The 26,341-nt window shown below is 63.3% G+C and carries 28 protein-coding genes; 14 read left to right on the forward strand and 14 right to left on the reverse strand.

Annotated elements, in window-relative coordinates; all coding sequences use genetic code 11:
- Nucleotides 1-64 precede the first annotated feature (64 nt).
- The 5 genes from EN852_RS30590 to EN852_RS30610 form a co-directional block, all read right to left on the reverse strand.
- On the reverse strand, nucleotides 65-730 hold the full coding sequence (locus EN852_RS30590; RefSeq protein WP_127879631.1) for a TIGR02117 family protein: 666 nt from the start codon (nucleotides 728-730) through the stop codon (nucleotides 65-67).
- Between the two features lie 205 nt (nucleotides 731-935).
- Entirely contained in the window at nucleotides 936-1,739 is an 804-nt protein-coding gene (locus tag EN852_RS30595; RefSeq protein ID WP_095819976.1) for an amino acid ABC transporter ATP-binding protein, read from the reverse strand.
- A 74-nt stretch (nucleotides 1,740-1,813) separates the two neighbouring features.
- On the reverse strand, nucleotides 1,814-2,971 hold the full coding sequence (locus tag EN852_RS30600) for an amino acid ABC transporter permease (RefSeq protein ID WP_127879633.1): 1,158 nt from the start codon (nucleotides 2,969-2,971) through the stop codon (nucleotides 1,814-1,816).
- A gap of 4 nt (nucleotides 2,972-2,975) precedes the next feature.
- On the reverse strand, nucleotides 2,976-4,163 hold the full coding sequence (locus tag EN852_RS30605; protein ID WP_127879635.1) for an amino acid ABC transporter permease: 1,188 nt from the start codon (nucleotides 4,161-4,163) through the stop codon (nucleotides 2,976-2,978).
- Nucleotides 4,164-4,225: 62 nt separating this feature from the next.
- Nucleotides 4,226-5,254 carry an amino acid ABC transporter substrate-binding protein gene (locus EN852_RS30610; protein WP_112130339.1) on the reverse strand — a complete coding sequence of 343 codons (1,029 nt, stop codon included), beginning with the start codon at nucleotides 5,252-5,254 and terminating at the stop codon, nucleotides 4,226-4,228.
- Nucleotides 5,255-5,719: 465 nt separating this feature from the next.
- Here EN852_RS30610 and EN852_RS30615 point away from each other — a divergent pair, with 465 nt between their 5' ends.
- From EN852_RS30615 to EN852_RS30630, 4 genes are all read left to right on the forward strand, one after another.
- Complete coding sequence (locus EN852_RS30615; protein WP_127879637.1) at nucleotides 5,720-6,892, forward strand: cystathionine beta-lyase; 1,173 nt, start codon at nucleotides 5,720-5,722, stop codon at nucleotides 6,890-6,892.
- A 149-nt stretch (nucleotides 6,893-7,041) separates the two neighbouring features.
- Nucleotides 7,042-7,725: an RNA polymerase sigma factor gene (locus tag EN852_RS30620; RefSeq protein WP_127879639.1), complete on the forward strand. Its 684-nt coding sequence runs from the start codon at nucleotides 7,042-7,044 to the stop codon at nucleotides 7,723-7,725.
- Nucleotides 7,726-7,817: 92 nt separating this feature from the next.
- Entirely contained in the window at nucleotides 7,818-8,342 is a 525-nt protein-coding gene (locus EN852_RS30625; protein ID WP_127879641.1) for a DUF4142 domain-containing protein, read from the forward strand.
- Nucleotides 8,339-8,647 (forward strand): cupredoxin family copper-binding protein, encoded by a 309-nt coding sequence (locus EN852_RS30630; protein WP_127879643.1) that lies wholly within the window; start codon nucleotides 8,339-8,341, stop codon nucleotides 8,645-8,647. Before EN852_RS30625 ends, EN852_RS30630 begins: the two co-directional genes overlap by 4 nt.
- Before the next feature lie 145 nt (nucleotides 8,648-8,792).
- Here EN852_RS30630 and EN852_RS30635 read toward each other — a convergent pair whose 3' ends face one another.
- Nucleotides 8,793-9,410 (reverse strand): ABATE domain-containing protein, encoded by a 618-nt coding sequence (locus EN852_RS30635; RefSeq protein WP_127879645.1) that lies wholly within the window; start codon nucleotides 9,408-9,410, stop codon nucleotides 8,793-8,795.
- A gap of 159 nt (nucleotides 9,411-9,569) precedes the next feature.
- Between EN852_RS30635 and EN852_RS30640 the strand changes: the two genes are divergently transcribed.
- From EN852_RS30640 to EN852_RS30655, 4 genes are all read left to right on the forward strand, one after another.
- Nucleotides 9,570-10,253, forward strand: a complete 684-nt coding sequence (locus EN852_RS30640; protein WP_127879647.1) for an alpha/beta hydrolase — start codon at nucleotides 9,570-9,572, stop codon at nucleotides 10,251-10,253.
- Between the two features lie 57 nt (nucleotides 10,254-10,310).
- Nucleotides 10,311-11,153 carry an alpha/beta hydrolase gene (locus tag EN852_RS30645; RefSeq protein WP_127879649.1) on the forward strand — a complete coding sequence of 281 codons (843 nt, stop codon included), beginning with the start codon at nucleotides 10,311-10,313 and terminating at the stop codon, nucleotides 11,151-11,153.
- Between the two features lie 104 nt (nucleotides 11,154-11,257).
- Nucleotides 11,258-11,536 (forward strand): hypothetical protein, encoded by a 279-nt coding sequence (locus EN852_RS30650; protein ID WP_127879660.1) that lies wholly within the window; start codon nucleotides 11,258-11,260, stop codon nucleotides 11,534-11,536.
- Nucleotides 11,537-11,749: 213 nt separating this feature from the next.
- Nucleotides 11,750-12,835 (forward strand): HPP family protein, encoded by a 1,086-nt coding sequence (locus tag EN852_RS30655; RefSeq protein ID WP_127879662.1) that lies wholly within the window; start codon nucleotides 11,750-11,752, stop codon nucleotides 12,833-12,835.
- Between the two features lie 22 nt (nucleotides 12,836-12,857).
- Here the strand turns inward: EN852_RS30655 and EN852_RS30660 are convergent, their stop codons facing one another.
- Nucleotides 12,858-13,715, reverse strand: a complete 858-nt coding sequence (locus EN852_RS30660) for a crotonase/enoyl-CoA hydratase family protein (RefSeq protein WP_127879663.1) — start codon at nucleotides 13,713-13,715, stop codon at nucleotides 12,858-12,860.
- A gap of 82 nt (nucleotides 13,716-13,797) precedes the next feature.
- Between EN852_RS30660 and EN852_RS30665 the strand changes: the two genes are divergently transcribed.
- A complete protein-coding gene (locus EN852_RS30665; RefSeq protein WP_127879665.1) occupies nucleotides 13,798-14,388 on the forward strand; it encodes a TetR/AcrR family transcriptional regulator in 591 nt (196 codons plus the stop codon).
- Between the two features lie 293 nt (nucleotides 14,389-14,681).
- Here EN852_RS30665 and EN852_RS30670 read toward each other — a convergent pair whose 3' ends face one another.
- From EN852_RS30670 to EN852_RS30690, 5 genes are all read right to left on the reverse strand, one after another.
- Nucleotides 14,682-15,668: a substrate-binding domain-containing protein gene (locus EN852_RS30670; RefSeq protein ID WP_127227287.1), complete on the reverse strand. Its 987-nt coding sequence runs from the start codon at nucleotides 15,666-15,668 to the stop codon at nucleotides 14,682-14,684.
- Nucleotides 15,669-15,741: 73 nt separating this feature from the next.
- A complete protein-coding gene (locus tag EN852_RS30675) occupies nucleotides 15,742-16,803 on the reverse strand; it encodes an ABC transporter permease (RefSeq protein WP_127865379.1) in 1,062 nt (353 codons plus the stop codon).
- Nucleotides 16,803-18,320, reverse strand: coding sequence for a sugar ABC transporter ATP-binding protein (locus tag EN852_RS30680; RefSeq protein ID WP_127879667.1), 1,518 nt, complete (start codon nucleotides 18,318-18,320; stop codon nucleotides 16,803-16,805). The genes EN852_RS30675 and EN852_RS30680 overlap by 1 nt, the downstream gene beginning before the upstream one ends.
- Nucleotides 18,317-19,330 (reverse strand): LacI family DNA-binding transcriptional regulator, encoded by a 1,014-nt coding sequence (locus tag EN852_RS30685; RefSeq protein WP_112130349.1) that lies wholly within the window; start codon nucleotides 19,328-19,330, stop codon nucleotides 18,317-18,319. Before EN852_RS30685 ends, EN852_RS30680 begins: the two co-directional genes overlap by 4 nt.
- A 160-nt stretch (nucleotides 19,331-19,490) precedes the next feature.
- On the reverse strand, nucleotides 19,491-20,717 hold the full coding sequence (locus tag EN852_RS30690) for an anion transporter (RefSeq protein WP_127877130.1): 1,227 nt from the start codon (nucleotides 20,715-20,717) through the stop codon (nucleotides 19,491-19,493).
- Nucleotides 20,718-21,352: 635 nt separating this feature from the next.
- On the opposite strand from EN852_RS30690, the gene EN852_RS30695 reads away from it, so the two are divergent.
- Nucleotides 21,353-23,212 carry a CHASE3 domain-containing protein gene (locus tag EN852_RS30695; RefSeq protein ID WP_246694459.1) on the forward strand — a complete coding sequence of 620 codons (1,860 nt, stop codon included), beginning with the start codon at nucleotides 21,353-21,355 and terminating at the stop codon, nucleotides 23,210-23,212.
- A gap of 29 nt (nucleotides 23,213-23,241) precedes the next feature.
- Here the strand turns inward: EN852_RS30695 and EN852_RS30700 are convergent, their stop codons facing one another.
- A complete protein-coding gene (locus EN852_RS30700) occupies nucleotides 23,242-23,406 on the reverse strand; it encodes a DUF3309 family protein (protein WP_082048942.1) in 165 nt (54 codons plus the stop codon).
- Nucleotides 23,407-23,625: 219 nt separating this feature from the next.
- On the opposite strand from EN852_RS30700, the gene EN852_RS30705 reads away from it, so the two are divergent.
- From EN852_RS30705 to EN852_RS30715, 3 genes are all read left to right on the forward strand, one after another.
- On the forward strand, nucleotides 23,626-23,934 hold the full coding sequence (locus EN852_RS30705) for a hypothetical protein (protein WP_127879733.1): 309 nt from the start codon (nucleotides 23,626-23,628) through the stop codon (nucleotides 23,932-23,934).
- A gap of 114 nt (nucleotides 23,935-24,048) precedes the next feature.
- The gene (locus tag EN852_RS30710) at nucleotides 24,049-24,528 is read left to right on the forward strand and encodes a GFA family protein (RefSeq protein ID WP_127879669.1); all 480 of its coding nucleotides are present in this window, start codon (nucleotides 24,049-24,051) and stop codon (nucleotides 24,526-24,528) included.
- A 534-nt stretch (nucleotides 24,529-25,062) separates the two neighbouring features.
- On the forward strand, nucleotides 25,063-25,572 hold the full coding sequence (locus EN852_RS30715) for a PAS domain-containing protein (protein WP_127879671.1): 510 nt from the start codon (nucleotides 25,063-25,065) through the stop codon (nucleotides 25,570-25,572).
- A gap of 26 nt (nucleotides 25,573-25,598) precedes the next feature.
- On the opposite strand, the gene EN852_RS30720 is transcribed toward EN852_RS30715, so the two are convergent.
- Nucleotides 25,599-25,859, reverse strand: a complete 261-nt coding sequence (locus EN852_RS30720) for a hypothetical protein (RefSeq protein WP_127865373.1) — start codon at nucleotides 25,857-25,859, stop codon at nucleotides 25,599-25,601.
- A 169-nt stretch (nucleotides 25,860-26,028) separates the two neighbouring features.
- On the opposite strand from EN852_RS30720, the gene EN852_RS30725 reads away from it, so the two are divergent.
- Nucleotides 26,029-26,223, forward strand: a complete 195-nt coding sequence (locus EN852_RS30725) for a hypothetical protein (protein WP_127865372.1) — start codon at nucleotides 26,029-26,031, stop codon at nucleotides 26,221-26,223.
- The last annotated feature ends 118 nt before the right edge of the window (nucleotides 26,224-26,341 follow it).

A 26,341-nucleotide genomic window follows, 5' to 3' on the forward strand; every position in this document is an offset into this window, starting at 1 on the left:
GGGCTGGGTAGGCTGGCGGAAGACGGGCGCGAAGGGATTCGCAAATTTCTGGAAGAAGCGACTGCTAATTGTACAGCCCCATCGACCACCAAAGCGATACCGGCAGCGGGTTCCACCAACCCGTCCGCAGGCCGGCAATCCTCAGTCCCGCCGCCGTCCAGGTGTTGCAGCCGACCAGCGCGTTGAAATGGCCATTGGCCTCGTAGAAACGGTCATAGGTTGAATAGCCGGCGTTCTCGATGGCAACCGGCCCATCCGACCCCTGCTGAAAACTCGCCGCTATGTAGTCGAGCAGCGCCGAAAAATGCTGTTCATCCACGACGAAGCCTGCAACGTCCGGATGCGGGTCCTTGATCGCACCGGCGACATCGACATGCATCACCGAAGCGTCAAGCGTCAGCGCTTTCAGCACCGGCATGGCCTTCAACTCAGACCAGGTCGGGGTCTCCAGATAGAAGGCGCGGCCGCCCCAGCCGAAGACGATATAGCGCGCCTCCGGCGCCTCGATCGGCAGACCGGCACCGGCCAGGAAGGCGAAGCGCCGGCGCACGCCATCGTCAAGGGGCACGGCGATATCGGTGTGGATAGGGTTCTTGAGCACCAGGATGTGGCGCGTGCCCTCGCCTGCCGCGGCGGCAGGCCAGAGCGGCCGCGGCACCAGCGTGCCGAGTGTGGCCGCAAGCACCACCGCTGCGAGCAGCATTGCAAGGTATCGCAGCGCTCTTCTCATCGGACGCAGTAAGTCGGCCGCCTCGGGATTTCGTCATCCTCTGGCTTGACCCGAGGATCCATGCCGTGACGTCCGCCATCAGGTGCGGCGGAGTAGAATTCTGAGCCGTTGCAACGCCTTGGCGTAACAGCATGGATCCTAGGCTCTGCGCGCGTCGCTTCGCTCCTTGCTTCGCCCTGGGATGACGACCGAGTGGGCGTGCGCTTTAGTGCAGGATCTGGCTGAGGAACAGCTTCGTGCGCTCATGGCGGGGGTGGTCGAAGAACTCGGCCGGCGTGTTCTGCTCGACGATCTGGCCCTGATCCATGAAGATCACGCGGTTGGCGACCTTGCGGGCAAAGCCCATCTCGTGGGTGACGCACAGCATCGTCATGCCTTCTTCCGCCAGGCCAACCATCGTCTCCAGCACTTCCTTGATCATCTCGGGATCGAGCGCCGAGGTCGGCTCGTCGAACAGCATGATGCGCGGGTTCATGCACAGCGAACGGGCGATCGCCACGCGCTGCTGCTGACCGCCGGAGAGCTGGCCCGGATATTTGTTGGCCTGCTCCGGGATCTTGACGCGCTTGAGGAAATGCATGGCGATTTCCTCGGCCTGCTTCTTCGGCATCTTGCGCACCCAGATCGGCGCCAGCGTGCAGTTCTCCAGGATCGTCAGATGCGGGAACAGGTTGAAATGCTGGAACACCATGCCGACCTCGCGGCGCACCTCGTCGATCTTCTTCAGATCGTTGGTGAGTTCCTTGCCGTCGACGATGATCTTGCCCTTCTGGTGCTCCTCCAGCCGGTTGATGCAGCGGATCATGGTCGACTTGCCGGAGCCGGAAGGACCGCAAATGACGATGCGCTCGCCGCGCATCACCTTGAGGTTGATGTCCTTCAGGACATGGAACTCGCCATACCATTTGTGCATGCCGACAATGTCGATGGCGACATCCGTGGTCGAGATGTGCATCTTCTTGGCATCGACCTTCAGGTCTTCCGCGCTGACGGCGTTTTCGGTGGTCATCGCCAATTCCCCTTATCGTTGTTCTTGATGCATGTCGTTACTCCAAACCGCGCCACAGTTTTGGGCGACAGGCATCAGCGTTTGTAGCCGGTGTCGAGCCGGCGTTCGGTGTACATTGAATAGCGCGACATGCCGAAGCACAACAGCCAGAAAACGAAGGCGGCAAAGATCAGACCGGACTTCGGGGTCTGCGGCGTCGCCCAGTTGGGGTCGGCGAAGTTCTGCTTCACCACACCGAGCAGATCGAACATCGAGATGATCAGGACCAGGCTGGTGTCCTTGAGCATGCCGATGAAGGTGTTGACGATGCCGGGGATGACCAGCTTCAGCGCCTGCGGCAGCACGATCAGGCCCATCTTCTGCCAGTAGCCAAGGCCGAGCGAGTCGGCGCCTTCATACTGGCCCTTCGGGATCGCCTGCAGCCCGCCGCGCACCACTTCCGCCATATAGGCGGCGGCAAACAGCGAAACACCGATCAGGGCCCGCAGATATTTGTCGAAGCTGACGCCTTCCGGCAGGAACAGCGGCAGCATGACGCTGGCGAAGAACAGCACCGTGATCAGCGGAATGCCGCGCACCGTTTCGATGAAGACGACGCATAGCCATTTGATGATCGGCATCTTCGAACGCCGGCCGAGCGCCAGCACGATGCCCATCGGCAGCGACACGGCAATGCCGACGAAAGACAGGCTGAGCGTGACGAGGAGCCCGCCCCAGCGCGGAGTCTCGACATGCGGCAGGCCGAACACGCCGCCGACCAGCAGGAAGAAGGCGACGATCGGCAGCGCCACGAAGAGCAGCAGGGCGTTCAGCCCCTTGCGCGGCACGCGCGGGATCAGCATCGGCACCAGCAGCGCCACAAACAGGATGGCGACCAGAATCGGCCGCCAGCGCTCCTCGACCGGATAGGTGCCGAACATGAACTGGCCGAACTTGGCGTTGACGAAGGCCCAACAGGCGCCGGTCCAACCGTCGGGCTGGATGCCGCCTTGCGAGGCGGTGGTGCATACCGTGCGGTCCGGGCCGGTCCAAACGGCGTTGATGAAGGCCCAGTTGATGATTTGCGGCAGGACCCACACCACGATGGCGATGCCCAGCACCGTGAGGACGGTATCGCCCACCGAACCGATCAGGTTCTTGCGCACCCAGGCATAGGCGCCGCGTTCGGTAGGCGGCGCCGGCTGCGCCAGCGCCATCTCGGTGCGCACCCAGGACATGTCGTGTTCCTGCATGGCCTTACCTCTCCACCAGCGCCATTCTGGCGTTGACGATGTTCATGACAAAGGACGTCACGAGACTCAGCACCAGATAGGCAATCATCATGATGAACACGCCTTCCACCGCCTGCCCGGTCTGGTTCAGCACGGTGCCGGCGGTGGCTGTCAGATCGGGATAGCCGATCGCAATGGCCAGCGAGGAGTTCTTGGTCAGGTTGAGATACTGGCTGGTGAGCGGCGGGATGACGATGCGCATCGCCTGCGGGATGACCACCAGCCGCAGGATCGGACCGGAGCGCAGGCCAAGTGCTGCTGCCGCCTCGGTCTGGCCCTTGCTGACGCCCCTGATGCCGGCGCGCACGATCTCGGCGATGAAGGCCGCGGTGTAGAAGGAGAGCGCCAGCAGAAGCGACAGGAACTCAGGCTTGATCCAGAAGCCGCCGGTCAGGTTGAAGGTCGACTGCTTCGGGAAATCGAAGGTGAGCGGCATGCCGCTGAGCAGGAAGGCAAGCACCGGCAGGCCGATGATGAGAGCGACCGACGTCCAGAACACCGGGAATTGCTGGCCGGTTGCCCGCTGCCGCTGCCGCGCCCTGTGGGCGACGAACCAGGCCATCGCGATGGCGAGCAGAAATGCGACGCCGATCAGCCAGGAACCATCTCCCCAGACGGCGCGCGGCAGATAGAAACCGCGCTGGTTGAGGAAGGAGCCGAGGGGCAGATGGATGCTCTCGCGCGGCGGCGGCAGCACGGCGAGCACACCGGAATACCAGAAGAAGATGACCAGCAGCGGCGGAATGTTGCGGAAGACCTCGACATAGACCGTGCAGATCTTGCGGATCAGCCAGTTCTGCGACAGGCGGCCTATGCCGATGAGGAAGCCGACGACAGTGGCAAGCACGATGCCGGCGACGGCAATGATGATCGTATTGAGCAAACCGACGACCAGCGCGCGGAAATAGGTTGAGTCGGACGTGTAGGCGATTGGCGTGTCGGAGATGTCGAAGCCGGCCCTGCTCTTCAGGAAGCCGAAGCCCGAGGCAATGTGCAGGCGCTGGAGGTTTTCGATGACGTTGTGAACGATCCACCAGATCGAGCTGAACAGAAGGATCACGACCAGCGTCTGAAAGAACAGGCTGCGTATTCTCGGGTCATTGATAAAGGAGCCGCGGCTCGGCTCCTCGCGAAGGATTTCCTGCGAAGCCATGGACCGTCCCCTGGAAAGAGAAACCGGGAGGCAGACAACCTGCCTCCCGGATCACGTTTCGATCAGCGGATCGGCGGGCCGTATTGCAGGCCGCCCTTGGTCCACAGCGCGTTGATCCCTCGCGCGATCTTGAGCGGGCTGCCGGAGCCGACATTGCGCTCGAACATTTCGCCGTAGTTGCCGACAGCCTTGACGATGTTCACGACCCAGTCGTTGGAAAGGCCGAGATCGGCGCCGTACTTGCCGTCCGGCTCGGTGCCGAGAAGGCGCTGGATGTTCGGATCGGTCGAGGTCTTCATCTCCTCGACATTCGCCTGGGTGATGCCGGCTTCCTCGGCGTTGAGCAACGCGAAATAGGTCCAGCGCGCGATATGCGCCCACTGATCGTCGCCCTGGCGCACGGCCGGGCCGAGCGGCTCCTTGGAGATGATCTCGGGCAGCACGACGTGATCGGCCGGCGAGGACAGCGTCAGGCGGATGCCATAGAGGCCGGACTGGTCGGTGGTGTAGGCATCGCAGCGGCCGGCATCGTAAGCGGCGTTGACCTCTTCCAGCTTCTCGAACACGACGGGATTGTATTCCATCTTGTTCTTCTTGAAGTAGTCGGCGAGGTTCAGCTCGGTCGTGGTGCCGCTCTGCACGCAGACGGCGGCGCCCGAAAGCTGCAGCGCCGAGTTCACGCCCGGCAGCTTCTTGGCGTTGATCATGAAGCCCTGGCCGTCATAATAGGTGACGCCGACGAAATCGAGGCCGAGCGCGCTGTCGCGGTTGCTGGTCCAGGTGGTGTTGCGCGAGAGGAGGTCGATCTCGCCCGACTGCAGCGCGGTGAAACGCTCCTTGGCGCTGAGCGGCGTGAACTTGACCTTGGAGGCGTCACCGAAAACGGCTGCCGCAACGGCGCGGCAGAAGTCCGCGTCGATGCCTTTCCAGTCACCCTTGTCGTCCGGCGCCGAAAAGCCGGCGAGACCGGTCGAGACGCCGCACTGAAGAAAGCCCTTCTGCTTCACGGTATCGAGCGTGCCTGCCGAAGCGGCGGACGCCATGAACCCGAGCGCGGCGGCGCCAAGAATGCCGATTGCAATGTGTTTCATGACCCACATACCCTTTTCTGTTACAGGCGCCCCTGCTGTCAGGCGACGCTTGATCTTTTTCGTTTGTGAATGCAGCTCCCACTTCAAGGCCCACTCCCGGACCCGCATCGGTTGCCGATGCGCTGCCTCCCATTCACGAAACGCATCGAAGGCGATTATTCCTGTGAGGTCAAGGGAAATGACCGAAACCCCAAAGGTTTGAAAAGCAATTGCCGCAAATGCCTGAATTGCGGACAAGAGCCCATGAAACCGGCAGGCGATGCGAACAAATCAGTCAAGTCGCGGCGGCGCGAATCCATGATCCGGCGGCCGAATCCGCTTCGGCAGTAGCGGTGCTTTGTTGGGCGTGGACGGGGTTGGATTGGCCCAGCCGAAGACGGGCTTTTGGCGGGCCCGGCGCGGTTGCGCGGGCTTGGCCGCCGCTTTATGGCTGGTCCCCTGACATCATTCGATAGGCGACGAACCATGGCTAAAGACAGCATCGGAATGGGCACCAACACGCTGCTTGCCCATTCCGGCAACAACCCGCGCGACTATTTCGGCTTCGTCAACCCGCCGGTCGTGCACGCCTCTACGGTGCTTTACCCCGATGCCGCCTCGATGGCCGGACGCAGCCAGAAATACACTTACGGCACGCGCGGCACGCCGACGATGGATGCGCTCACGCTGGCCGTCGACGCGCTGGAAGGCTCGGCCGGCACCATCGCGGTGCCTTCGGGACTGGCTGCGGTGACGGTGCCGCTGCTCGCCTTCCTAGCCGCCGGCGACCATGTGCTGATCGTCGACAGCGTCTACCACCCGACGCGCCACTTCGCCGACACGATGCTGAAGCGACTCGGGGTGGAGGTCGAGTATTACGAGCCGCGCATCGGCGCCGGCATTTCTTCGCTGATCAGGCCCAACACCAGGGTGGTGTTCACCGAATCGCCGGGATCGAACACCTACGAGGTCCAGGACATACCGGCGATCACCAAGGCGGCGCATGAAGCCAGCGCCATCGTGATGATGGACAACACCTGGGCGACGCCGCTCTATTTCAAGCCGCTCGACCATGGTGTCGACATCTCGATCCAGGCGGCGACGAAATATCCGGCCGGCCATTCCGACGTGCTGCTCGGCCTGGTTTCGGCCAACGAGACATATTGGAAGCAGCTCTATGATGGCTTCTGCACGCTCGGCTGCTGTTCGGGACCCGACGACATCTACCAGGTGCTGCGCGGCCTGCGCACGATGGGGGTGCGGCTCGAGCACCACCGCAAGTCCGCGCTCGATATCGCGCGCTGGCTGGAGGAGCAGGCGGGGGTCGCGCAGGTGCTGCACCCGGCACTCGAAAGCCACCCCGACCACGCACTCTGGAAGCGCGATTTCTGTGGCTCGAGCGGCGTCTTCTCGATCGTGCTCGACGGTGGCGGCCAGAAGGCGCAGCACGCCTTCCTCGACGCGCTCAAGATCTTCGGCCTCGGCTATTCCTGGGGCGGCTATGAGAGCCTCGCTGTGCCGGTCCACCTCGGCGACCGCACCATCGCCAAGGGTTCGTACGCCGGCTCGCTGATCCGCCTGCAGATCGGGCTGGAGGATGTCGAGGATCTCAAGGCCGACATCGCGCGAGGGCTGACCGCGGCGGCTGCTGCCGGCTGAGAGGCGACCGGCAGGCGCCACTGCTACACTTGCAGCGGCAGACACGCCTCCGCCGAACCGATAACATACACCCGCGATCAACTCGGGAACCTTTTGCCGGCAGGCGCATCCAATCGTGGATGCAAAAACCGCCGGGAGATCGGAGCGAGATGAGAAGGCCCGCTATTGAAGCCACCGGGATCGGCTCGGCAGAGGCCAGCGACATGACGCTAGTGCGGCGGGCGCTGGCGCGCGATCCGGATGCGTGCCGCGCCATCATCAAAATCCACAACCAGCGGCTCTACCGCATCGCGCGCGGCGTGGTGCGCAACGATGCCGAGGCCGAGGACATCGTGCAGGAGGCCTATATGCGCGCCTTCGCCAGTCTCGGCGCCTTTCGTGGCGAGGCCTCTTTGTCCACATGGCTGTCGCGCATCGTCATCAACGAGGCGCTCGGCCGGCTGCGCAAGCGCAAGCGCATCGCGGCAGTGTCCGAGAACCCGGAGGCGCGGATCATTCCGTTTCCCCTGAATCCAAGCGACGATCCGGAGCGGACGATGGCGCAGCGGCAGATTCTCGGTCTCGTCGAACGGGCGACCGACAGCCTTCCCGATGTCTACCGCAGCGTTTTCGTCGCCCGCGTCGTCGAAGGGCTAAGCATAGAGGAAACCGCCGACCTGCTCGGGGTGCGGCCCGAAACCGTGAAGACGCGGCTGCACCGGGCGCGCGCCCTGGTGCGCAAGGCGCTGGACGACGAGATCGGACCAGTGCTGCTCGACGCCTTCCCCTTCGCCGGCCGGCGCTGCGAGCGGCTGACCCAAGCGGTGATGAAGCGCCTGGGTTTCGAAGACTGATTTTCCCGGGAACGTTTCTCGCTTCCCTGCATCCAATGGCCGTCAACCCTCAGATGAAGCCCGAAGCCGATGTGCCGGGCGAAGGAGATGCCATGTTCATGCGACCGACCGCCGCTCTCGCCGCCGTTTTCCTAATGACCACCGCGCCGCTGGCGCTGGCCGCCGAAAAGCCGACCGACCCGCAGATCGCCCACATCGCTTATACGGCGGGCACGATCGACATCGAGGCTGCCAAGCTGGCGATCGAGAAATCGAAAAACAAGGAAATCGTCGACTTCGCCAAGGACATGGAGCGCGACCACGAGGCGGTGAACAAGCAGGCGCTCGACCTGGTGAAGAAGCTGAAGGTCACGCCCGAGGACAACGACACCAGCAAGGCGCTGGCCAAAGCCGCGAAGGAAGAGCGCACCAAGCTGGCGAAGCTCAAAGGCGCCGACTTCGACAAGGCTTATATCGAGAACGAAGTGGCCTATCATAAGCAGGTCAACGGCGCGCTCGAAACGCTGCTCATCCCGTCGGCCAGCAATGCCGAGCTAAAGAGCCTGCTGGAGACCGGCCTCAAGATCTTCCAGGGGCATGAACAGCATGCCGAACATGTCGCCGGCATGCTGAAATGAGGCCGCAGCTTCTCGGCTCGGCATTGGCGCTGGCGCTCGGCGTATCGCCGGCCTGCGCGGCGACCATCGAGGTGACGATCGACAAGCTGGTGTTCTCGCCGGCCACCGTTCAGGCCAAGGTCGGCGATACGATCGAATGGACGAACAAGGATATCCTCGCCCACACCGCCACGGTCAAAGGCGGCTGGGACGTGATGATCCCGGCAAAATCTAAGGGCAAGATCACGCTGAACGCGGCGGGAGCGGTCGACTATTTCTGCCGCTTCCATCCCAACATGAAGGGCCATATCGAGGTGGCCCCCTAATCGCCGTGACAAAGAGCGAGGCGCACGGCGCCTCGCTCGACCTAAAGCGCGTCGCAGCTGAACAACCTCATGCAACGCGCTTTAGGTTGTTGTTTTTATGCGTGTCATTGTCCCAAGACCGCTGCGCACTTTTGGGACACATGCATTAGTGGTGATCGTCCTTGTGGCGGTGCCGGTGCGCCGCCTGCTTTGCCCGGTTGCCGCAGGCCGCCATGCTGCACCAGCGGCGCCTGTGGCCGCGGGTATGATCGGCAAAAAGCAGCGTGCAGGCTGGTCCCTCGCAAGCCTTCACATGTGAAAAATCCTCGGTGCAGACGAGCTTGGCCAGCGCTTCCCCAATCGGCAGCAGGAGCGCCTCGGGCGAGCGCCATTTGCGGGCCGTCTGGAGCGCGAATGGTGCGCCGCCGGCGGCCGGCGCAATCCGGCTGAAGCTCTCGTCGCGTTCCAGCAGGCGGTTGAGCGGGTCGAGCTCCGCCAGATCCGCGCCCATCAGCGCCCGCCCCTTGTGTGCATACACAAAGCCCCTGAACCATTCGCGCAAATGCCGCGCCTGATCGGCGACCTTGTCGAGCTCGCCGGGCAGCGCCTGGGCGCGAATCGTCGCCAGCGCCTCCGCCGGCACCAGCCGCGCCTGCTGCAGCCAGTCCAGCAGGCCGTCGCCGTCCTCGATCCAATCAACGGGCGTATCGAGCGGGGTCGCGATCGAGTTCAGAAAATCGAGGCCAGGCGCGTCGCCGACAAAAAGCGCGGGTGAGCGAACCATCGAAACTTCCTTTCCACGCCAAGCGGCTTCCGCCGTGGCGTCCATCGGTGAACACGACTCCGTGATAACCGGTTCGGAGCTTCTTGACAAGTTATGCGTCTAGATCGTAACTGTTCTAACTCAATCAATATGGTTATCAATCCAACAAGAGGAAGCGACATGTCCGCGAAGCAAGTGAATGTCGTGCTGGTCCATGGCGCCTGGGCCGACGGATCGAGCTGGGCCAAGGTCATCGCGGTGCTGGCCGCGCAAGGCTTCAATGTCGTGGCTGCGCCGCTGCCGCTGACGTCGTTCCAGGACGACGTTGCCGCGCTCGACCGGGCGCTGGAGCGCGTCGACGGACCCGTCGTTCTCGTCGGCCACGCCTATGCCGGCGCGGTGATCGGCGCCACACGAAGCGAGAAGGTCAAGGCGTTGGTCTATGTCGCAGCGCTCGCGCCGGACGAAGGCGAGACGGTGGCGGACGTCTTCACGCGCGCCGAACCGCATGCAAAGGCTCCGAAACTGACGCCGGACGCGCATGGATTGATCCATTTGCCCGATGAAGCCTTTGCGGCGGCCTTTGCGCAAAACGCCTCGACACAGGATCTGTCTGTGCTGCGCGCGGTGCAGCGGCCCATCTCGCCGGCCTGCATCACGGTACCCGTGGCGCGGCCGCTGTGGCGCGATCGGCCGGCATGGTTCCTGGTCGCCGAGGCGGACCGCATGATCGCCGCCGAAACCCAGCGCTTCATGGCGGCACGCATGAAGGCGCATACGCGTCAGCAGCCGCTGGATCACACACCGATGGTCACCGCGCCCGACGCCGTCGTCGAGATCATTGTCGAGGCCGCGCGAGGCTGACACTTCGGCCTCAAAATAACCCTCTAACGCCAGATCAATTCAGTTATGGAGAGAAAAATGACCGCTTACAGGACAGCGAATGTCGACGGCTTCAATATCTTCTATCGCGAGGCCGGCCGACCCGGCGCGCCGAAACTGCTTCTGCTACATGGCTTTCCGAGCTCGGGCCATATGTTCCGCGATCTCATTCCGCTGCTCGCCGACCGTTTCCATATCGTCGCGCCCGATCTGCCGGGCTTCGGCCGTTCCGACATGCCGCAGGCCAGCGACTTCACCTACACCTTCGACCGCATCGCCGCGATCATCGACCGCTTCACCGAAGTTGTCGGCTTCGACCGCTACGCCATCTATGTCTTCGACTATGGCGCACCGACCGGGTTCCGGCTGGCGGTAAAGCATCCCGAGCGCATCGCCGCGATCATTTCGCAGAACGGCAACGCCTATGAGGAAGGTTTGAGCGACGGCTGGAACCCTATCCAGACCTATTGGCGGGATCCTTCGCCCGCCAACCGCGAAGCGTTGCGGGGCTTCCTCAAGCCGGAAGCGGTTGCCTGGCAATACACGCATGGCGCCCCGGCGGACATGGTCGCGCCCGACGGGCATTCGCTGGACAGCTTCTATCTCGCCCGCCCCGGCAATGAGGAGGTTCAGCTCGACCTCTTCGGCGACTACAAGAGCAACGTCGCGCTCTACCCGGCCTTCCAGGCCTATTTCCGCGCGCACAGACCGCCCCTCCTGGCGGTGTGGGGCAAGAACGACCCCTTCTTCCTGCCTCCGGGTGCCGAGGCATTCAAACGCGACATACCGGACGCGGTCGTGCGCTTCCTCGACACCGGCCATTTCGCCCTCGAAACCCACGCCGGGGACATCGCCGCCGCCATCCGCGACTTCCTCGGCTGATCAGGAAAGGACAATTCGCCATGTCGAAACCCGTCGCCCGCCCGTGAGGCAATTCCGGATGGAAACCTGAGAAGCACTTTTCCTGGAATGAAGTGGGATGAGAGATGATTACCTGGGACAGCTTGACAGCCGCGCATGTTCAGCGCGCGATGGAAGAATACGACCGGTTGGGCGCGACGCGCTTCTTTGCCGAACATGGCTTTGCGGCGACCACGACCTACGAACTGGTCCGGGAGGACCGCGTCTATCCACCGAAGGCGATCCTCGGCGCGGCCTATGAATTCGCCACTGGCAAGAGGCTCGCCTCGGGCGACTTCGAGGGCGGCAAGACCGGCGCGGTGAAGGTGCTGGGCAAGCTTGGGTTCACTGTCCGGCCGAAGTGAGCGGCGCCCAACCCGCGACCTGCCGAACCGATTGCGCAAACAACGTCTTGGCGCGATTGACATAGCGGAAGCCGCTGAAGGCATTCCACACACGCGGCGCTGCGCAATAATATTCTCCAAAGCCACGAAGTCGCGGATTGGTTTGGCTTTCAAATCCGCCGGTTCGGCGGCATTGCGGGCACCGCAAACTTTCTCACACTTTCAGGACCAGCCATGGCGTTCCGCCTCTTTGCTCCAATCCTTGCCGGCGCGACACTTCGCGAACGGCTGCTTGCCTGCATCGGCGCCGTGATCGGCATCGCGCTAACCGGCGTGATCAGCGGATTGGTGATGGGTAAAGGCGCGGATGTGGCGATGCTGGTGGCGCCGATGGGCGCGTCGGCGGTGCTGCTCTTTGCCGTGCCGTCGAGCCCTCTGGCGCAGCCCTGGCCGATCATTGGCGGCAATTCGATCTCAGCGTTTGTTGGCGTCACCGTCGCGCATTTCGTGCACGATCCGGTCGTCGCCTCCGGCCTTGCGGTGGCGCTGGCGATCGCCGCCATGTCGTTCACCCGCTCATTGCATCCGCCGGGCGGCGCGGCGGCGCTTACCGGCGTGCTTGGCGGACCAGCCGTCGCCGCGGCCGGTTTCCTGTTTCCCTTCGTGCCGGTAGCGCTGAACTCAACCATCCTGGTTGCGCTCGGCTTCCTCTTCCACAAGCTGTCGCGGCGCAACTATCCGCATGTGCATCAACCCGCCGCCAGCGGCCACGGCACCGCAGACCGGCCACCGGCCGAGCGCGTCGGCTTCCGGCCCGAGGATGTCGATGCCGCACTCTCCGCCCTCGACGAAACCTTCGACATCGACCGCGACGACCTGGAGCGTCTGCTGCGCCAGGTCGAGTTGCAGGCGATGGTGCGCTCGCAACGCACGCTGCTTTGCCGGGACATCATGTCCCGCGATGTGATCTCGCTGCCGGTGACGGCTTCAGCAGACGAGGCGCGCAATCTTTTGATCGACCACAACATCCGCACGTTGCCGGTCGTCGACGCGGAAGGACGGCTCACCGGCGCAATCGGCCTGCGCGAGCTGACGAAAGCGACCGACACGGTGGGAGGAGTGATGTCGAAAGCAAGCACCGCTTTGCCCGACATGCCGGCGATGAGCCTGCTGCCGGCGCTGACCGACGGGCGCAGTCATGCGGTGGTGATCGTCGATGGCGGCCGGCATATACTCGGGCTGATCACGCAGACCGACCTGCTGGCGGCAGCCGCTCGCATGCAGCAAGCAGGCGAGGCGCCGTTGAAAGCGGTGGCCTAGGAGCGCCGCTTCAGGCGAGGCGTCAGCCAGGCAAGCCGGCGGCCCGGTCGAGATGGCGCGTGGCCTTGTCCGGCCGGGCGACATGCGCCCATGAACCGTTATAGACCGCCTGCCTCCGCTCGATCCAGGCGCTCAAGCCTTCGCGCAGGTCTGCTGTCGGGGCCACGCGGGCGAATTGCTCCGCCTCCACCAGCAAGCCTTCCGCGATGCTCGAGTTGATGCCACGCGCCACTGCTGTGAGGATGCTGGCGACCGCTGTCTGCGAATGACTGACGATGCGGCGGGCAAGGTCAAAGGCCGCCCGCATCAGCTCTTCGTGCGGTACGACCCGGTTGACCAGGCCAAGCTCGGCGGCGCGTCCGGCCGAAAATGTCTCGCCGGTCAACAGCAGCTCCAGCGCGCGCTTGCGGCCGGCAAGCCGTGGCAGGCGCTGCGTGCCGCCGAAAGTCGGCGGCATGGCAAGCTTGATTTCCGGCTTGGCGAACAAGGCGCGGTCGCTGGCGACGGCCAGCGGCACCGCCTCCGTGATCTCGCAGCCGCCGCCAAAGGCGAGGCCATTGACGGCGGCGATCACCGGCTTGCGGAACGCTTCCAGCCGCGCCGTCAGACGCTGGCCGCGCATGACGAAATCGCGCAGCGCGGCATCGGTGCCCTCGGCCACGCTCAACGAGAATTCGTGGATATCGCCGCCGGCGGAAAAGGCGCGCTCCCCTGCCCCCGTGAGGATGACGGCGCGCACGTCATCGTCGGTCTCGATCAGGTCGAGGCGCGACAGCAGCCGGTCGATCAGCGCGTAATTCAGCGCGTTCAGCTTGTCGGGGCGGTTGAGGGTGAGGATCGCGACGCGGTCACGCATCTCGCTCAGCACAAGGTCGGTCATGGCTTTATCCTTTCCAGCGGTCCGGGGGATAAGGAGCAGGCTTTCGATTGCTTGTATATTCACTAGTCGGTATACTTGCAGGATGAGCGAAAAGCCCAATCCCACCCGAAAACGCCTTGTCGATGCGGCGACCAAGCTCTTCTATGCCGAAGGCATAGGCCGCGTCAGCGTCGACGCCGTGGCCGAAAAGGCCGGACTTACCAAGCGCACGCTATACTACCATTTCAAGAGCAAGGACGACCTGATCGCGGCCTATCTCGATGGGCGCGACCAACCCAATCTCGAGCAGATGGCGGGCTGGTTCGACGCGGCGGAGGGCGGCGCGGACAAAAAGGTCGAGGCGATCTTCACCAACCTGGCGCGGGTGGCACGCCATCCCAAATGGAAGGGCTGCGGCTTCCTGCGCACGGCGGCCGAGCTGGCGGCGATGCCGGGGCATCCGGCGGTAAAGGCTGGAGCGCGCCACAAGACCAATTTCGAGAAATGGCTGGCCGGCGCGCTTTCAAGCCACGATGTCGCCCAGGCGAAAATGCTGGCGCGTGAGATCGTGCTTTTGATGGACGGCGCCTTTTCCAGCATGCTGATCCATCACAATCCCGACTACGTCAACGCCGCCGGCCATGCCGCCGCGACGCTGATACGGGCGAGGATGGCAGGCAAACATGCAGCTTAGATCGTAGACGCGATTGAGGCGTCCGAGGGGGCAGCCTCGTCAGGACAGGGCCAGCCAGGCGGTGCCGGCGAGAAGCGTCACAAGTATCAGCGGCGAGCCAACCTTAAAGCGCGTCGCGTCTGAACGCCCTAACGCGACGCGCTTTTAGGTTGTTGTTTTTATGCATGTCGTTGTCCCAAAACCGCTGCGCACTTTTTGGCGACATGCATTAGCCGCGAGGCGACTTGATCGCCCGGCAGCAAACAAGGCCCCGGAGGGCCTTGTCGCAACACTTCGATTGCAGGACCCCGCGGTTACTTTCCCGCCAACTGCTTGGCATTCTCCGAAGTAATGGCGGTGGTATCGACAGTCACCGTCGCATCCACCGATGTCGCGCAGTCGAGCAGGATCTTCTTCGACATCTCGATCGCTTCCTTGGCGCCGGTCGGGTAAGTGAAGGTCGCCGCCCAATCGCCTTTGGCCACCGCCTCGATGCCGCCGGCCGGCCCAGGCAGGCCGTCGGTGCCGATGATCTTGACGTCCTTGCCGGCACCCTTGGCGGCCAGCAGCGCGCCCGCCGCCATCATGTCGTTCGAGGCATAGAGGACCTTGATGTCGGGATGCGCCTGCAGCATCGCGGCAAAGGCGGTCTGGGCTTTATCCGGAACCCAGTCGGCGGCCTGCTCGGCGACTATCTGGATCTTTGAGTTCGCCTTCACGCCTTCCTTGAAGCCGTTGAGACGCTCCACCGCCGGCGTCGAGCTCGGCAGGCCTTCCAGCACCGCCGCCTCGCCGCCGTCGGGCAACAGCTTCGTCGCCGTGAACTTGCCGGCTTCCTCGGCGATCTTGAAATTATCGCCGCCGATGAAGGCGGTGTAGTCTTTGCCGGGATCGCCTACCGTCTTGCGGTCGAGCTCGATCACCGGAATGCCGGCATCCATGGCGCGCTTGACGGCTGGCGTCAGCGGAGCGGCCTCGAAGGGCGAGATCAGCAGGACATCGACCTTCTGGGTGATGAAATTATCGACCTGGGAGGTCTGCGTGTTGACGTTGCCGGCACCGTCGGCGATCTGCAGCGTGAAGCCCGGCACTTCCTTGGCCGCCGCCGTCAGCTCGTCGTTGACGTGCTGGCGATAGGGCTCGGCATTGTTGGCCTGTGAAAAGCCGATGACGAACTGGCCGTCCTTGGCGCAGGCCTTCACCAGCGGCTCGGCCGCCTGGGCCGCGCCGGCGATGCAAAGGCCGGCACCGGCCAGCAACGCGGCCCGAAGGACGCGCGATCCTCTCAGTGTGGTTCTCATGTTCAGTCTCCTCCTTGTCCGGCTCGGGTGCCAGACCTTTGGTTGCTCTCTCGGGACGCTGCCGTCGACTCTCCTATCGACCCAATCCCTCGCGGCGGCGAACGAGGGATTGAAGCACTGCCGCCAGCACGATGATCGCGGCGGTCGCGAGCAGTTGCGTGGCGGGGGTGATGTTGTTGAGCTGAAGGATGTTGGCCAAAGCGCCGAGCATGATGGTGCCGGCTACGGTGCCGACCATGGAACCGGCGCCGCCGAACAGACTTGTGCCGCCGATGACGACGGCCGCGATGGCCGTCAGTTCATAGCCCATGCCATCGTTGGCACTGCCGAAATTGAACTGGCCGGCATGGACGATGCCCGCAAGTGCCGAGGCAAAGCCGGTGATGGCGTAGACCGATATCTTCACCATGGACACAGGCACGCCGGAAATGCGGGCGGCGCGCTCGTTGCCGCCGACGGCATAAACATAGCGGCCGAAGCGCGTGGTGTTGAGCACCAGCGTGGCAATCGCGGCGAAGATGATGAAGACGATGGTCGCCACCGGCACGGTGTTGTCGAACAGCCGCTCGCCCAGCACCGCGAAAACCGGCGGCGCCAGGCCCGGGCCGTCGCCATAGGAAATGTTGATATACTGGTTGCCGGACACGATCAGCGCCAGGCCGCGTGCCGCCTGCAGGCCGGCCAGCGTGACGATGAATGGCTCCAGACGGAAACGGGTGGAGATCGTGCCCTGTACGACGCCGAAGACGATGCCCATGACGAGCACGGCAAGGATGGTCGGGATCAGCCCGAAGCCGCCGGAGATCATCATGGTGGCGGTGACGACGGCGGAGAGGCCTAGCACCGCGCCGACTGAGAGATCGATGCCGGCGGTGATGATGACGAAGGTCATGCCGATGGCAATGATGCCGGTCTCCGACACGGCGCGCACGATGTTGGCGATGTTGTCGGGGTTGAGAAACAATATCTCGCCGTGGCGCCGGGGCGAGAAGATGACGCCGCCGATCGCCACCAGCACCAGGCCTATCAGGCTCTGAAAACGCACGACGATGGCCAGTGGGTCGACGCGATGTCTGGGCGCTGCCGTGCCTGACGGTACAGAGTTGGCCGTCCCCTCAATCCTCTGATCCGACATCAGGCCTCCCTGCCGTTAGCCGCGGCAAGCACGGTGTGCTCGTCGACGCCGCCGTTGAATTCCGCCACATTGCGCCCCTGGCGCAGCACCACGATGCGGTCGCAGAGCCCGATCAGCTCCGGCATCTCGCTCGATGCGACCAGAATACCCAGCCCTTGCGCGGCAAGTGCTCTGAGCCTCGCGTAGATCTCGCCCTTGGCGCCGACATCGACGCCGCGGGTCGGCTCGTCGAGCAGGAGCAGGCGCGGATTGCCGAGGATTTCCTTGGCCAGCACGACCTTCTGCTGGTTGCCGCCCGACAGCGCGCCGACAGCGATGTCCGGGTTTTTCGGGCGGATATCGAACTGGCCGAAGGATCGCGTCACCGCCTCGGCCTGGCGGCGCGGCGACATCAGTCCGGCCGGCGATATGCGACGGATCACTGACATCACCAGATTAAGGCCGACCGCCATGCGTAACATCAGGCCGCTGCCGCGCCGGTCGTCGGTGACGAAGGCAATGCCGGCCTTGCGCGCGGCGTTTATGGAATCGAGCCTCACCGGCTTGCCGTCGACCGCCACCTCGCCCTGCCAGCGGCCGGCAAGGCCCGTGCCGTAAAGCGCGGAGAGCAGTTCAGTGCGCCCTGCCCCCATGATGCCGGCCAGGCCGACGATCTCGCCCTCCCTTACCTCGAGCGAGACGCCCGTCGGGGGCTGCCAGCCGGCGCTTTCACGGACGAGCCGGAAGCTGGCATCCCTGAGGCTGAGCAGTGCCTTGCCGGCGCTCCTGGCGCGTTCGGGATAGAGCTCGTCCAGCGGCCGCCCGACCAGCAGGCGCACCAGCTCGGCCTGGGGGGCGTGCGGCTCGGTAATGCCGGCGACACGGCCGTCGCGCATGACCGTCACGCGATCTGCGATCTCAGGTACTTCCTCCAGCCGGTGCGATATGTAGATGATGCCGACGCCCGAGGAGGCGAGCTTCCTCATGATCTCGAACAGACGTTCGACCTCGCCGACGGTAAGCGCGGCCGTCGGTTCGTCCATGATCAACACGCGGGACGCATAAGACAGCGCCTTGACGATCGCCACCACCTGTCGCTGACCGATCGATAGGTCAGCGACAAGACGCGCCGGGTCAATGGCGAGCTCGATCGCCTCAAGCCGCCGCTTGGCCTCACGACGCATCGCCGGCACATCCAGCATGCCGCCGGGCCGCATCAGCTCGCGACCGAGGAAGAGGTTCGCCGCGACATCGAGCGAGGGCACGAGATCGAGTTCCTGGAAGATGGTGGCGATGCCGGCGGCTTGCGCCTCGCGTGGGTTGTTGAAGGTGACCGGCTTGCCGTCGATGTTGATTTCGCCCTCGTCCGGAGTGTAGACACCGGACAAGAGGTTCATCAGCGTCGACTTGCCGGCACCGTTCTCGCCGAGCAACGCGTGGATCTCGCCAGCCTTCAGATCGAAGTCGACGCCGCGCAACGCCTGCACGCCGCCGAAACGCTTTACGGCGCCGGTGACGGAAAGCAGCGGCGCGCTCATATCGACCTCCTGTTGACCGGCCTCGCGCAGGATTCGCGGGCCTGCAGCGTCGCTTTAAGCCGCACAGCGCGTGGCGGGGCATGGCTGGATGCGATGCGCTCGCTGAGCAGCGTTGCCGCCTGGCGGCCGATCTCGGTGCAAGGCTGTTCGACCAGCGTCAGCCTAGGCTCGAAGCAGTCGGCCCATTCGAAATCGTCGAAGCCGACGAGCGAGAGGTCGCGCGGGATCGAAAGACCTTTCTCGCGGATAGCGCGGACTGCCCCGATCGTCGTCATGTTGTTGCCGGTGACCAATGCGGTGGGCGGCGCGGGCAGCGACAGGATCGCATGCGTCGATGCCGTGGCGCTCGCCGTGTCGACATTCTCCGGCGAGACATAGTGCGGCAGGCATTCAAGTCCATTGGCGGCGAGCGAGGCGTGGAACGCGTCGACGCGCTCGCGCGTGGTGGCGAGGCCCGGCTGGCCGGCGATGTAGCCGATGCGCCGGTGGCCGAAGGATGCGACATGGTCGATCAATGCCCGCATCGCCGTCTCGTTCTCGACACCGATCTGGTCGAAGCGGTCGTCGGCGAAGCGGTCGATCAAGACGCAAGGCAGCTTCTTGTCGGCGAGATAGGCGATCGCACGCTCGGGCGAGCCGGACGGCGCCAGGATGACGCCGTCGACGCGGCGCTGGTGGAAGGCGCGCACGACCTGAAGCTCGCGGTCCGGGTCTTCCTGCGTATCCGACAGGAACACCATCAGGCCAAGGCGCGCGCATTCTGCCTCGACCGCGCAGATGATATCGGTGAAGTAGGGATTGGAGATGGCCGAAATGGCGAGCCCGACGCTGTTGGTTGAGGCGACTTTCAGCGAGCGCGCCAGCTCATTGGGCTGATAGCCCATGGCGGCAATGGCATCGTTGATGAGCTGCGCCTTTTCGGGCGAGACGAAACGCGTGCGGTTGACAACATGCGAGACGGTCGAAACCGAGACGCCGGCGCGGCGCGCGACCTCAGCCATGGTCGGCATGGCGGCTCGTGCGGAGTGCTCGCAAGCGCTCCCTCCCTAATCTCGCGTTTCCCGTCCGCTCTCCGGCGGATCTGAACGAACCATAGAGAGATCGAAACGTTTGCGCAATCGTTTCGATGACTTTGCGCAGAATATCTTCGAGCTTGAGGAAGCTCGGCGGCTAGAAGGTGAACGCCAGCCAGGCGGTGCCGGCGAGAAGCGTCACCAGCGTCAGCGGCAGGCCAACCTTGAAGAAGGCGGAGAAGGAAAGCTCCTTGCCGGCAGCCTTCGCCTGCTCGGCGACGATCAGGTTGGCGACCGAGCCGAGCAGCGTGAAATTGCCGGCCAGTGTCGAGCTCATCGCCACGACCAGCCAGGCGCGCTCCGGGTTCTCCAGCCCGGGAATGAAGGGGCGCAACGCCAGCACCGCCGGCACATTGCTCATGACATTGGAAAGCACCGCGGTGAAGCCGGAAAGCCGCCAGACATCGTCGAGGCCGATGTTCTTCGCCCAGGCGATCATGTCGGGCGTGAGCAGCGTGCGCTCGGCTCCCGCCACCACCACGAACAGGCCGGCGAACATGAAGAGCAGCGGCCCATCGATCTCGCGATAGATGCGCCGAGGCTTGATTGCCCGGGTGACCAGCAGGAAAGCGCCGGCAATCAGCGCCGCCTTGGCGACGGGAACGCCGGCGAAGAAAGCGAGCGCCAGCAGCACGCAGACGATGGTGGCCTTCAGCACCTGTCCGGGCAGCATGCGGCCTCGATACACTTCCGGGCTGAGTTCGGCGGGGCGGGAGAATTCGGCGCGGTAGACGATGCGTATGATTACGATGACGCAGAGCAGACCGAACAGGGCCACCGGCGCCAGCGCCAGCGTGAAAGCCGGATAGGAAATGCCGGACAGCGCGCCGATCACCATGTTCTGCGGATTGCCGGTGATGGTGGCGACGCTGCCGCAGTTCGAGGCCGTGCAGGTGGCAATGAGGTAAGGCACCGGATTGCGGTTGATGACGCGGGTGACATGGACGACGATCGGCGCCATCACCAGGCAGATCGCGTCATTGACCAGGAAGGCCGAGAGCACGCCGGTCAACAGCGTCACCATGACCAGAAGCATGAAGGGCGCATGGGCGTGTTCGATAGCAAAGCCGCCAAGTGCACGAAACGCGCCCGAAACCTTCAGATGCGCGACCACGATCATCATGCCGAGCAGCAGCGTGATGGTGTCGAAATTGATGGCCTTGTAGGCATCCTCGATGCCGATCGCGCCGATGGCGATCATGGCGGCACCGCCGAGCAGCGCGATCCCGGCGCGGTCGAGGCGCAGCCCGGGAATGCGGCCGACCGCGACACCGGCATAGGTAAGCACGAGGATTAAAAGCGCGCCCGCGCCGGTCCATGTCATCGCAAGAAGGTTTCCCGTTGCCTGCCCTGTCCGCCGGAATCAGCCGGAGGACGGGCGGCCTCACATTTAGCAACGGCGTCGGAAAGGGAAAGTGTGCAAGCGCACCAAAGCGTGATGACGCTTTCATGGCTTTCACATTCATAAACCCTAATGTAAAGAACAGTGAATTAACATATCTGACCGATAATCCAGGCGTTGGGGACTAAACGGATGAACACGGTCGTTGAAGCGGAACGTCGCGTCCCATCGCGGGAGGAACTGATGCGTCCGCAGGAATGCCCCCGCTGTCACGGGGCCAAAAAAGTTTTCGTTTGCGCGCGCTGGCTGAGCTCGAACGGCCATTGCTGCCCGGAGGGCACGCACCGGCTTAACTGCCCAGGACATAGCATCGCCTGTCTCGAATGCAGCGGGCGCGGCAGCTAACGGTACCCGACGGCCGCCAATAGATCACAGCGTCGCCAAAGCGGAATCCTTTACTCTGGCATTCGCTCAAGGCGGCCGTCATTAAAGTTTGACATAGCCAGGTCCGCCGGGCTGTTGCGATCCATGTCCCTTGGAGTTGGCTATTGCCTTGCGCTTCACCGGCGCCTACCACTTGGCGAATTACACGATTTTCCGCAGGCCACTGCAAAGCAATGATCGTCCGACTGCGACGCGCCCTGCGATGGCAAGCGCTTCCGCTTCTTGCCGGCTTTGCCGTTGTCGCGCTGATCATAACCGCTCGCGCCATTCTCGCCGAAGCGCAGATCGCCGACCGCAACGCCAGCCGCGAAGCGATCGAAACCCAGCAATTGCTGTCGAGCCTGCTTTCGCTGGCTCAAGACGCCGAAACCGGCCAGCGGGGCTATCTACTTACAGGCGAGAAGAGTTGTCTCCTGCCGTATCAGCATGCGGTCGAGGCGCTGCCGGCACTGCTCAAGCGCGTCGATGAGAAGTTTCCGGTCGGCAGCGATCGGGCGCAACAGGTGGTCGGCATCAAGGACGCGCTTGCCCACGAGCAAGCGGAGCTCGCTGAGACGATCAGGCTCTACGACACGGGCAACACGGCGAAAGCGCTGGACATCGTGCGCGGCGGCAGGGGCAAGCTGGACATGGACCAGATCCGCGCCAACATCGATGCAATCCGGCGCATCGACGGCGCGAGCCTCGCTGCCCGTGCCGAGCGGATGGAACAGATCGAAGGCTGGCTGCGCGTCGGCTCGTTCGCGGCGCTGCTGGGCATCTTGCTGCTCGGCATCTACACGATTCGCCAATCCAGCCGCCGCTTCCGGGAGGTGGCCGCCGCGCAGGACGCATTGAGCGCCAAGAATACGGCGCTGCGCAACGAGATCGAAACGCGTGAGAAGGCGGAGTCGCAGCTTCGCCAGGCGCAAAAGATGGAGGCGGTGGGTCAGCTCACGGGCGGCATCGCGCATGATTTCAACAATATGCTGGCCGTCATCACTAGTGCCATGAACCTCGCGCAGCGCAAGCTCGCTCGCGGCGAGCACGACGTGCTGAGCTTCGTCGAGGCGGCGGCAGATGCCGCGGCACGCGCCGCCAACCTCACCGCCAGGCTGCTTGCCTTTTCCAGGCAGCAGCCGCTAGCGCCGCAGATCATCGATGCCAATCGCCTTGTCACCGGCATGTCGGACCTTTTGCGGCGCACGCTCGGCCATGCGATCGAGATCGAAACGGTGCTGGCGGGCGGGCTTTGGAAGACGCATGCCGACCCGACCCAGCTCGAGAACGCGATCATCAACCTGGCGGTCAACGCGCGCGACGCCATGGATGAAGAGGGCAAGCTCACCATCGAGACCGCCAACTGCCATCTCGACGAGGCCTATGCGGCGGCGCATCCCCAAGTGAAGGCCGGTCAGTATGTCATGATCGCGGTGACGGATACCGGCACGGGCATGCCGGCGGACATCATGGCCAAGGCTTTCGAGCCATTCTTCACCACCAAGCCCGCAGCCAAGGGAACAGGGCTCGGACTCAGCCAGGTGTTCGGTTTCGTCAAGCAATCCGGCGGACACGTCAAAATCTATTCGGAGCCCGGCGAAGGCACGACAATCAAGATCTATCTTCCGCGCTTCACCGGGCCGGAGGAAGCGGCGCAGCCGGTGAAGGCCGGCAGTAGGAGCGATGTTCCGGCAACCGAAACCGTGCTGCTCGTCGAGGACGATGCCCGCGTGCGCGCTTCGACGGCCGCTGCCTTGCTGGAGCTCGGCTATACCGTCATCGAAGCCGCGGGCGGTGATGAAGCCTTACAAAAACTCGGTGAGAACGCCGCTATCGCGCTGATGCTGACGGATATCGTGATGCCGGGCATGAATGGCCGGCAACTCGCCGAACAGGCGCGCAGGCAATCCCTCTCCCTGAAAGTGGTGTTCATGACCGGCTTCACGCGCAACGCCGTCGTGCACAATGGCGTGCTCGACCACGATGTGCATTTCATCGCCAAGCCGTTCACGCTGGAACAATTGGCGGCGAAACTCAGGGACGCGCTGGCTTGATTTGTCCGGCCTGACTGCTCTGGCCGTTCTCAGATCCGTCCGAGCACGACCAGAATAATGACGATGACAAGAACCAACCCGAGACCGCCGCCGCCATAATAGCCCGTGCCGTAGAACGGCCCGCCGCCCAAGCCGCTGAAACCGCCAAGCAAGGCCAGAATGAGAATGATGATAAGAATTGTGCCGAGACCCATGTTCTCTTCCTCTCTCTGAAGCGCAACCCGGCGCTTTTCATCACGAAATCAACTCGCAAGGGGCGCGCATGTTCCACTCGGCTCCGGGCGATGCTATTGGGCCCTGACCGAGTGCCGCGCGCGGCGGATCGCGCGGATCAACGTCATCACGCTCAAATATCTTGCGGTCTTTTAGCCGCGGTCCATATTCGGCACGGAAAACCCCAAAGCCTGGTGTCCATGAGAACCCTGTCGATCGCATTCCTCGCCGGCAACTTGTTGAGCGCGTCCACGCTGCTCTGCGCCGCAAACGCCGCCCACGCCCGGCCGGATACGCGCGCCATGACTTGCGCGCAGACGCAGGCGCTGATCAAAAGCGACCATGCGGTGGTTTTGACCACCGGTCCGGACACTTATGACCGCTTCGTGCGGCAATTCGGCAATGAGTGCGACTGGCCGGAAGTGCCAATATCGACGACCGTTCCCGCCAAGGACGGCGAGTGCCGCGTCTATCGGTGCGAGGAGCCGGTCGACCTTCCCGACCGATAGCCGCCTCTTGCGATCCCGTGCGGAACCATAGCAACCTCATGCGGGTTGTAGGAGCCAGCAGCAGGACTGGCCGGCCGCGACTTGATTCTGCGTGTAACAGCGGGAGGAACGGCAATGCCTGAAATCGCGCGCACCGGCAGTTGCCTGTGCGGCGGCGTGCAGTTCAGCGTGGCCGGCGAGCCACGCCGGGTCGGCCTCTGCCACTGCAAGGATTGCCGCAAGACAAGCGGATCGGCTTTCCATGCCTATGCCGTATGGCCGCTTCAAGCGTTCGAAACCAACGGGATCACCAGCACCTATGGCGCTCGAAGTTTTTGCCCTACCTGCGGAAGCCGCGTTCCGTTCGTCGGCGAAGACGAAGTCGAGGTCACGATCGGCAGTCTTGACGTCGCGCCGACTGAAGGGCTGGTGCCGGACTACGAGCTCTGGATCGGACGGCGCGAATCCTGGCTGCAGCCCCTCCCCGCGGCGCATCAGTTCGAGCATGACCGGGTCGCCGTTGATTCGGTTGCCGGCGATGAAATCGACCCCGGGGCCGCAGCAAAGGTCGGCCTAGGTGGTGCTGCCGGCGGACTTAAGTCTGAACGGCAATGACCTGCAGTCCAGGGACCCCTCCAGCGCCACTTGGAAATGGCCGGCTGCCGATTGAGATGCCAAGCGTTTCTCCAAAACTCCGTCTCTTTTCAACCACCGGTAGGTTTGCCGGTTAGTCGACCGCCGATAGCATTTCGCTATGAGTCGTGACCTGCGCGTTTCAGGCAGCAGCATACATGGAGCTTTACCGGCTTGGCGGAACGCGAGAATTTTTAGCCACGCCTTTTCCTAATACAACCTTTTGGTTTGCTTCTCCTCTCGGCCCCTGTGTTCATCACATCAATTGTCAGGCTGCAATTGCAATATCGGCGTGAAAATTCTTTAAGCTTAAGAAATTTTTTAGACAATTTCCCTTCTGGTTGTATCAAAATACGATGCCGGAATTGCCATAGACAGTAAGCCTTATGATTTCAGACCTTGTACAAAAGGCCACCTTTGTTTCTTTCATTTTTTGCTACATAGTGCGGTCGAATCTTGAAACCGGACGGGGCGGTTTTCATGACGTCGGCGCCTGAGCACGGCCGAAACATGCATATGCGGTATCCACCGATTGACGGGTTCTGGACCTGGGACGTCAAGCGTGACCGCGTCTATGGCGACGCCAACCTTTCAGATTATTTCGGGCTGACACTCGACGAATTCTCGCATGGCGCATCACTGGAACGGTGCATGCAAAGCATCGATGTGGATGACCGGCCCAGGGTCCGATTGGCGATCCGCAGGGCAATAGAACGCAAATCGGGCTTCAGGGAAGTCTACAGGGTCCGGTCGGAAAAGATGGGGCTGCGCAAGATCCTGGCCGTCGGCCAATGTTACGTAGATGGCGTAGGCGAGGCAGCACTCTATCCTGGGTGGTTCGTCGATCTGACGAAGGATGCCATCTGCGAGGAACAGTCGCTGCGCGAGATCCACAATCACGTCGAACAGGCCAAGGACATCGCGCGATCGATCGGACACGACATATTGTCCTATCTTCTGGACAACGTCGAGGAAGAGGTCGAGCAACGGCTTGACGGAAGGCTGAGGAGGCGAAGATCGTCCTGAGGCAGCTTTCGCCGATCGTTCGCGGGTCAGCTTCGCTTGCCGCGTCTGCCGACCTCAGCCGTGACCATGCGCGCGAAATGCGATTGGGGCGATCGGTGCTCGATGAGCCTGGCGCGCTCAAGCGCCGCATCGCCGTAAAATTCGATCAGCACCCCGGCTGCCCGGACCGCATCGGCTTTCAACCGGCCGAAATCGACTTGCCCGTTCTCGACCGAGGGCTCGCTCCTGGCAATCACGTCAAGCATGGCTTGCAACTTGTCAGGAGTGCTGCCCTCGTCTTCGTTCATGGTCGCTATCCGATTGGGCGCGTAAAATATCGACATTTCCGCACAATGTCCAACAGGTTCGTTGGCCCGGCGTCAGTGCAACCGAGTGCAGCTACACCGCGCACGACGCCACAACTTTCATGCAAGCATAGTGATCCAGACTTATCGCGCAGACATTTGGGGGGCACCCATGGACCAGCCTAGCAAAATGGAAAACCTGCAGTTTGCGCAGGGGATATTGCGAGAACTTCGCCAGAAGGCCGAAGCCGACGGCGAAAAACTCCTGACCTATCTCATCGACATGGCTTATCTCGAGGCCAGCGACCGCATCCGTGCCCACTGGATCGGCAGCCACGAACATGAAAGCCGCCGCGCCAAGGGCTGAGCCGCCCAAGGCAATTCGGGGGAAGCGCGCCGCGGTTTTCCGCGCGGAATTTGCCTGGATCGATACCTGGAGCGGTTCAGCGTTTCCATCAGAGGTCTGAACCGCCCTGGCTCCGTGA

The sequence above is a fragment of the Mesorhizobium sp. M2E.F.Ca.ET.209.01.1.1 genome, from assembly GCF_004010375.2.
Taxonomy (GTDB): Bacteria; Pseudomonadota; Alphaproteobacteria; order Rhizobiales; family Rhizobiaceae; genus Mesorhizobium.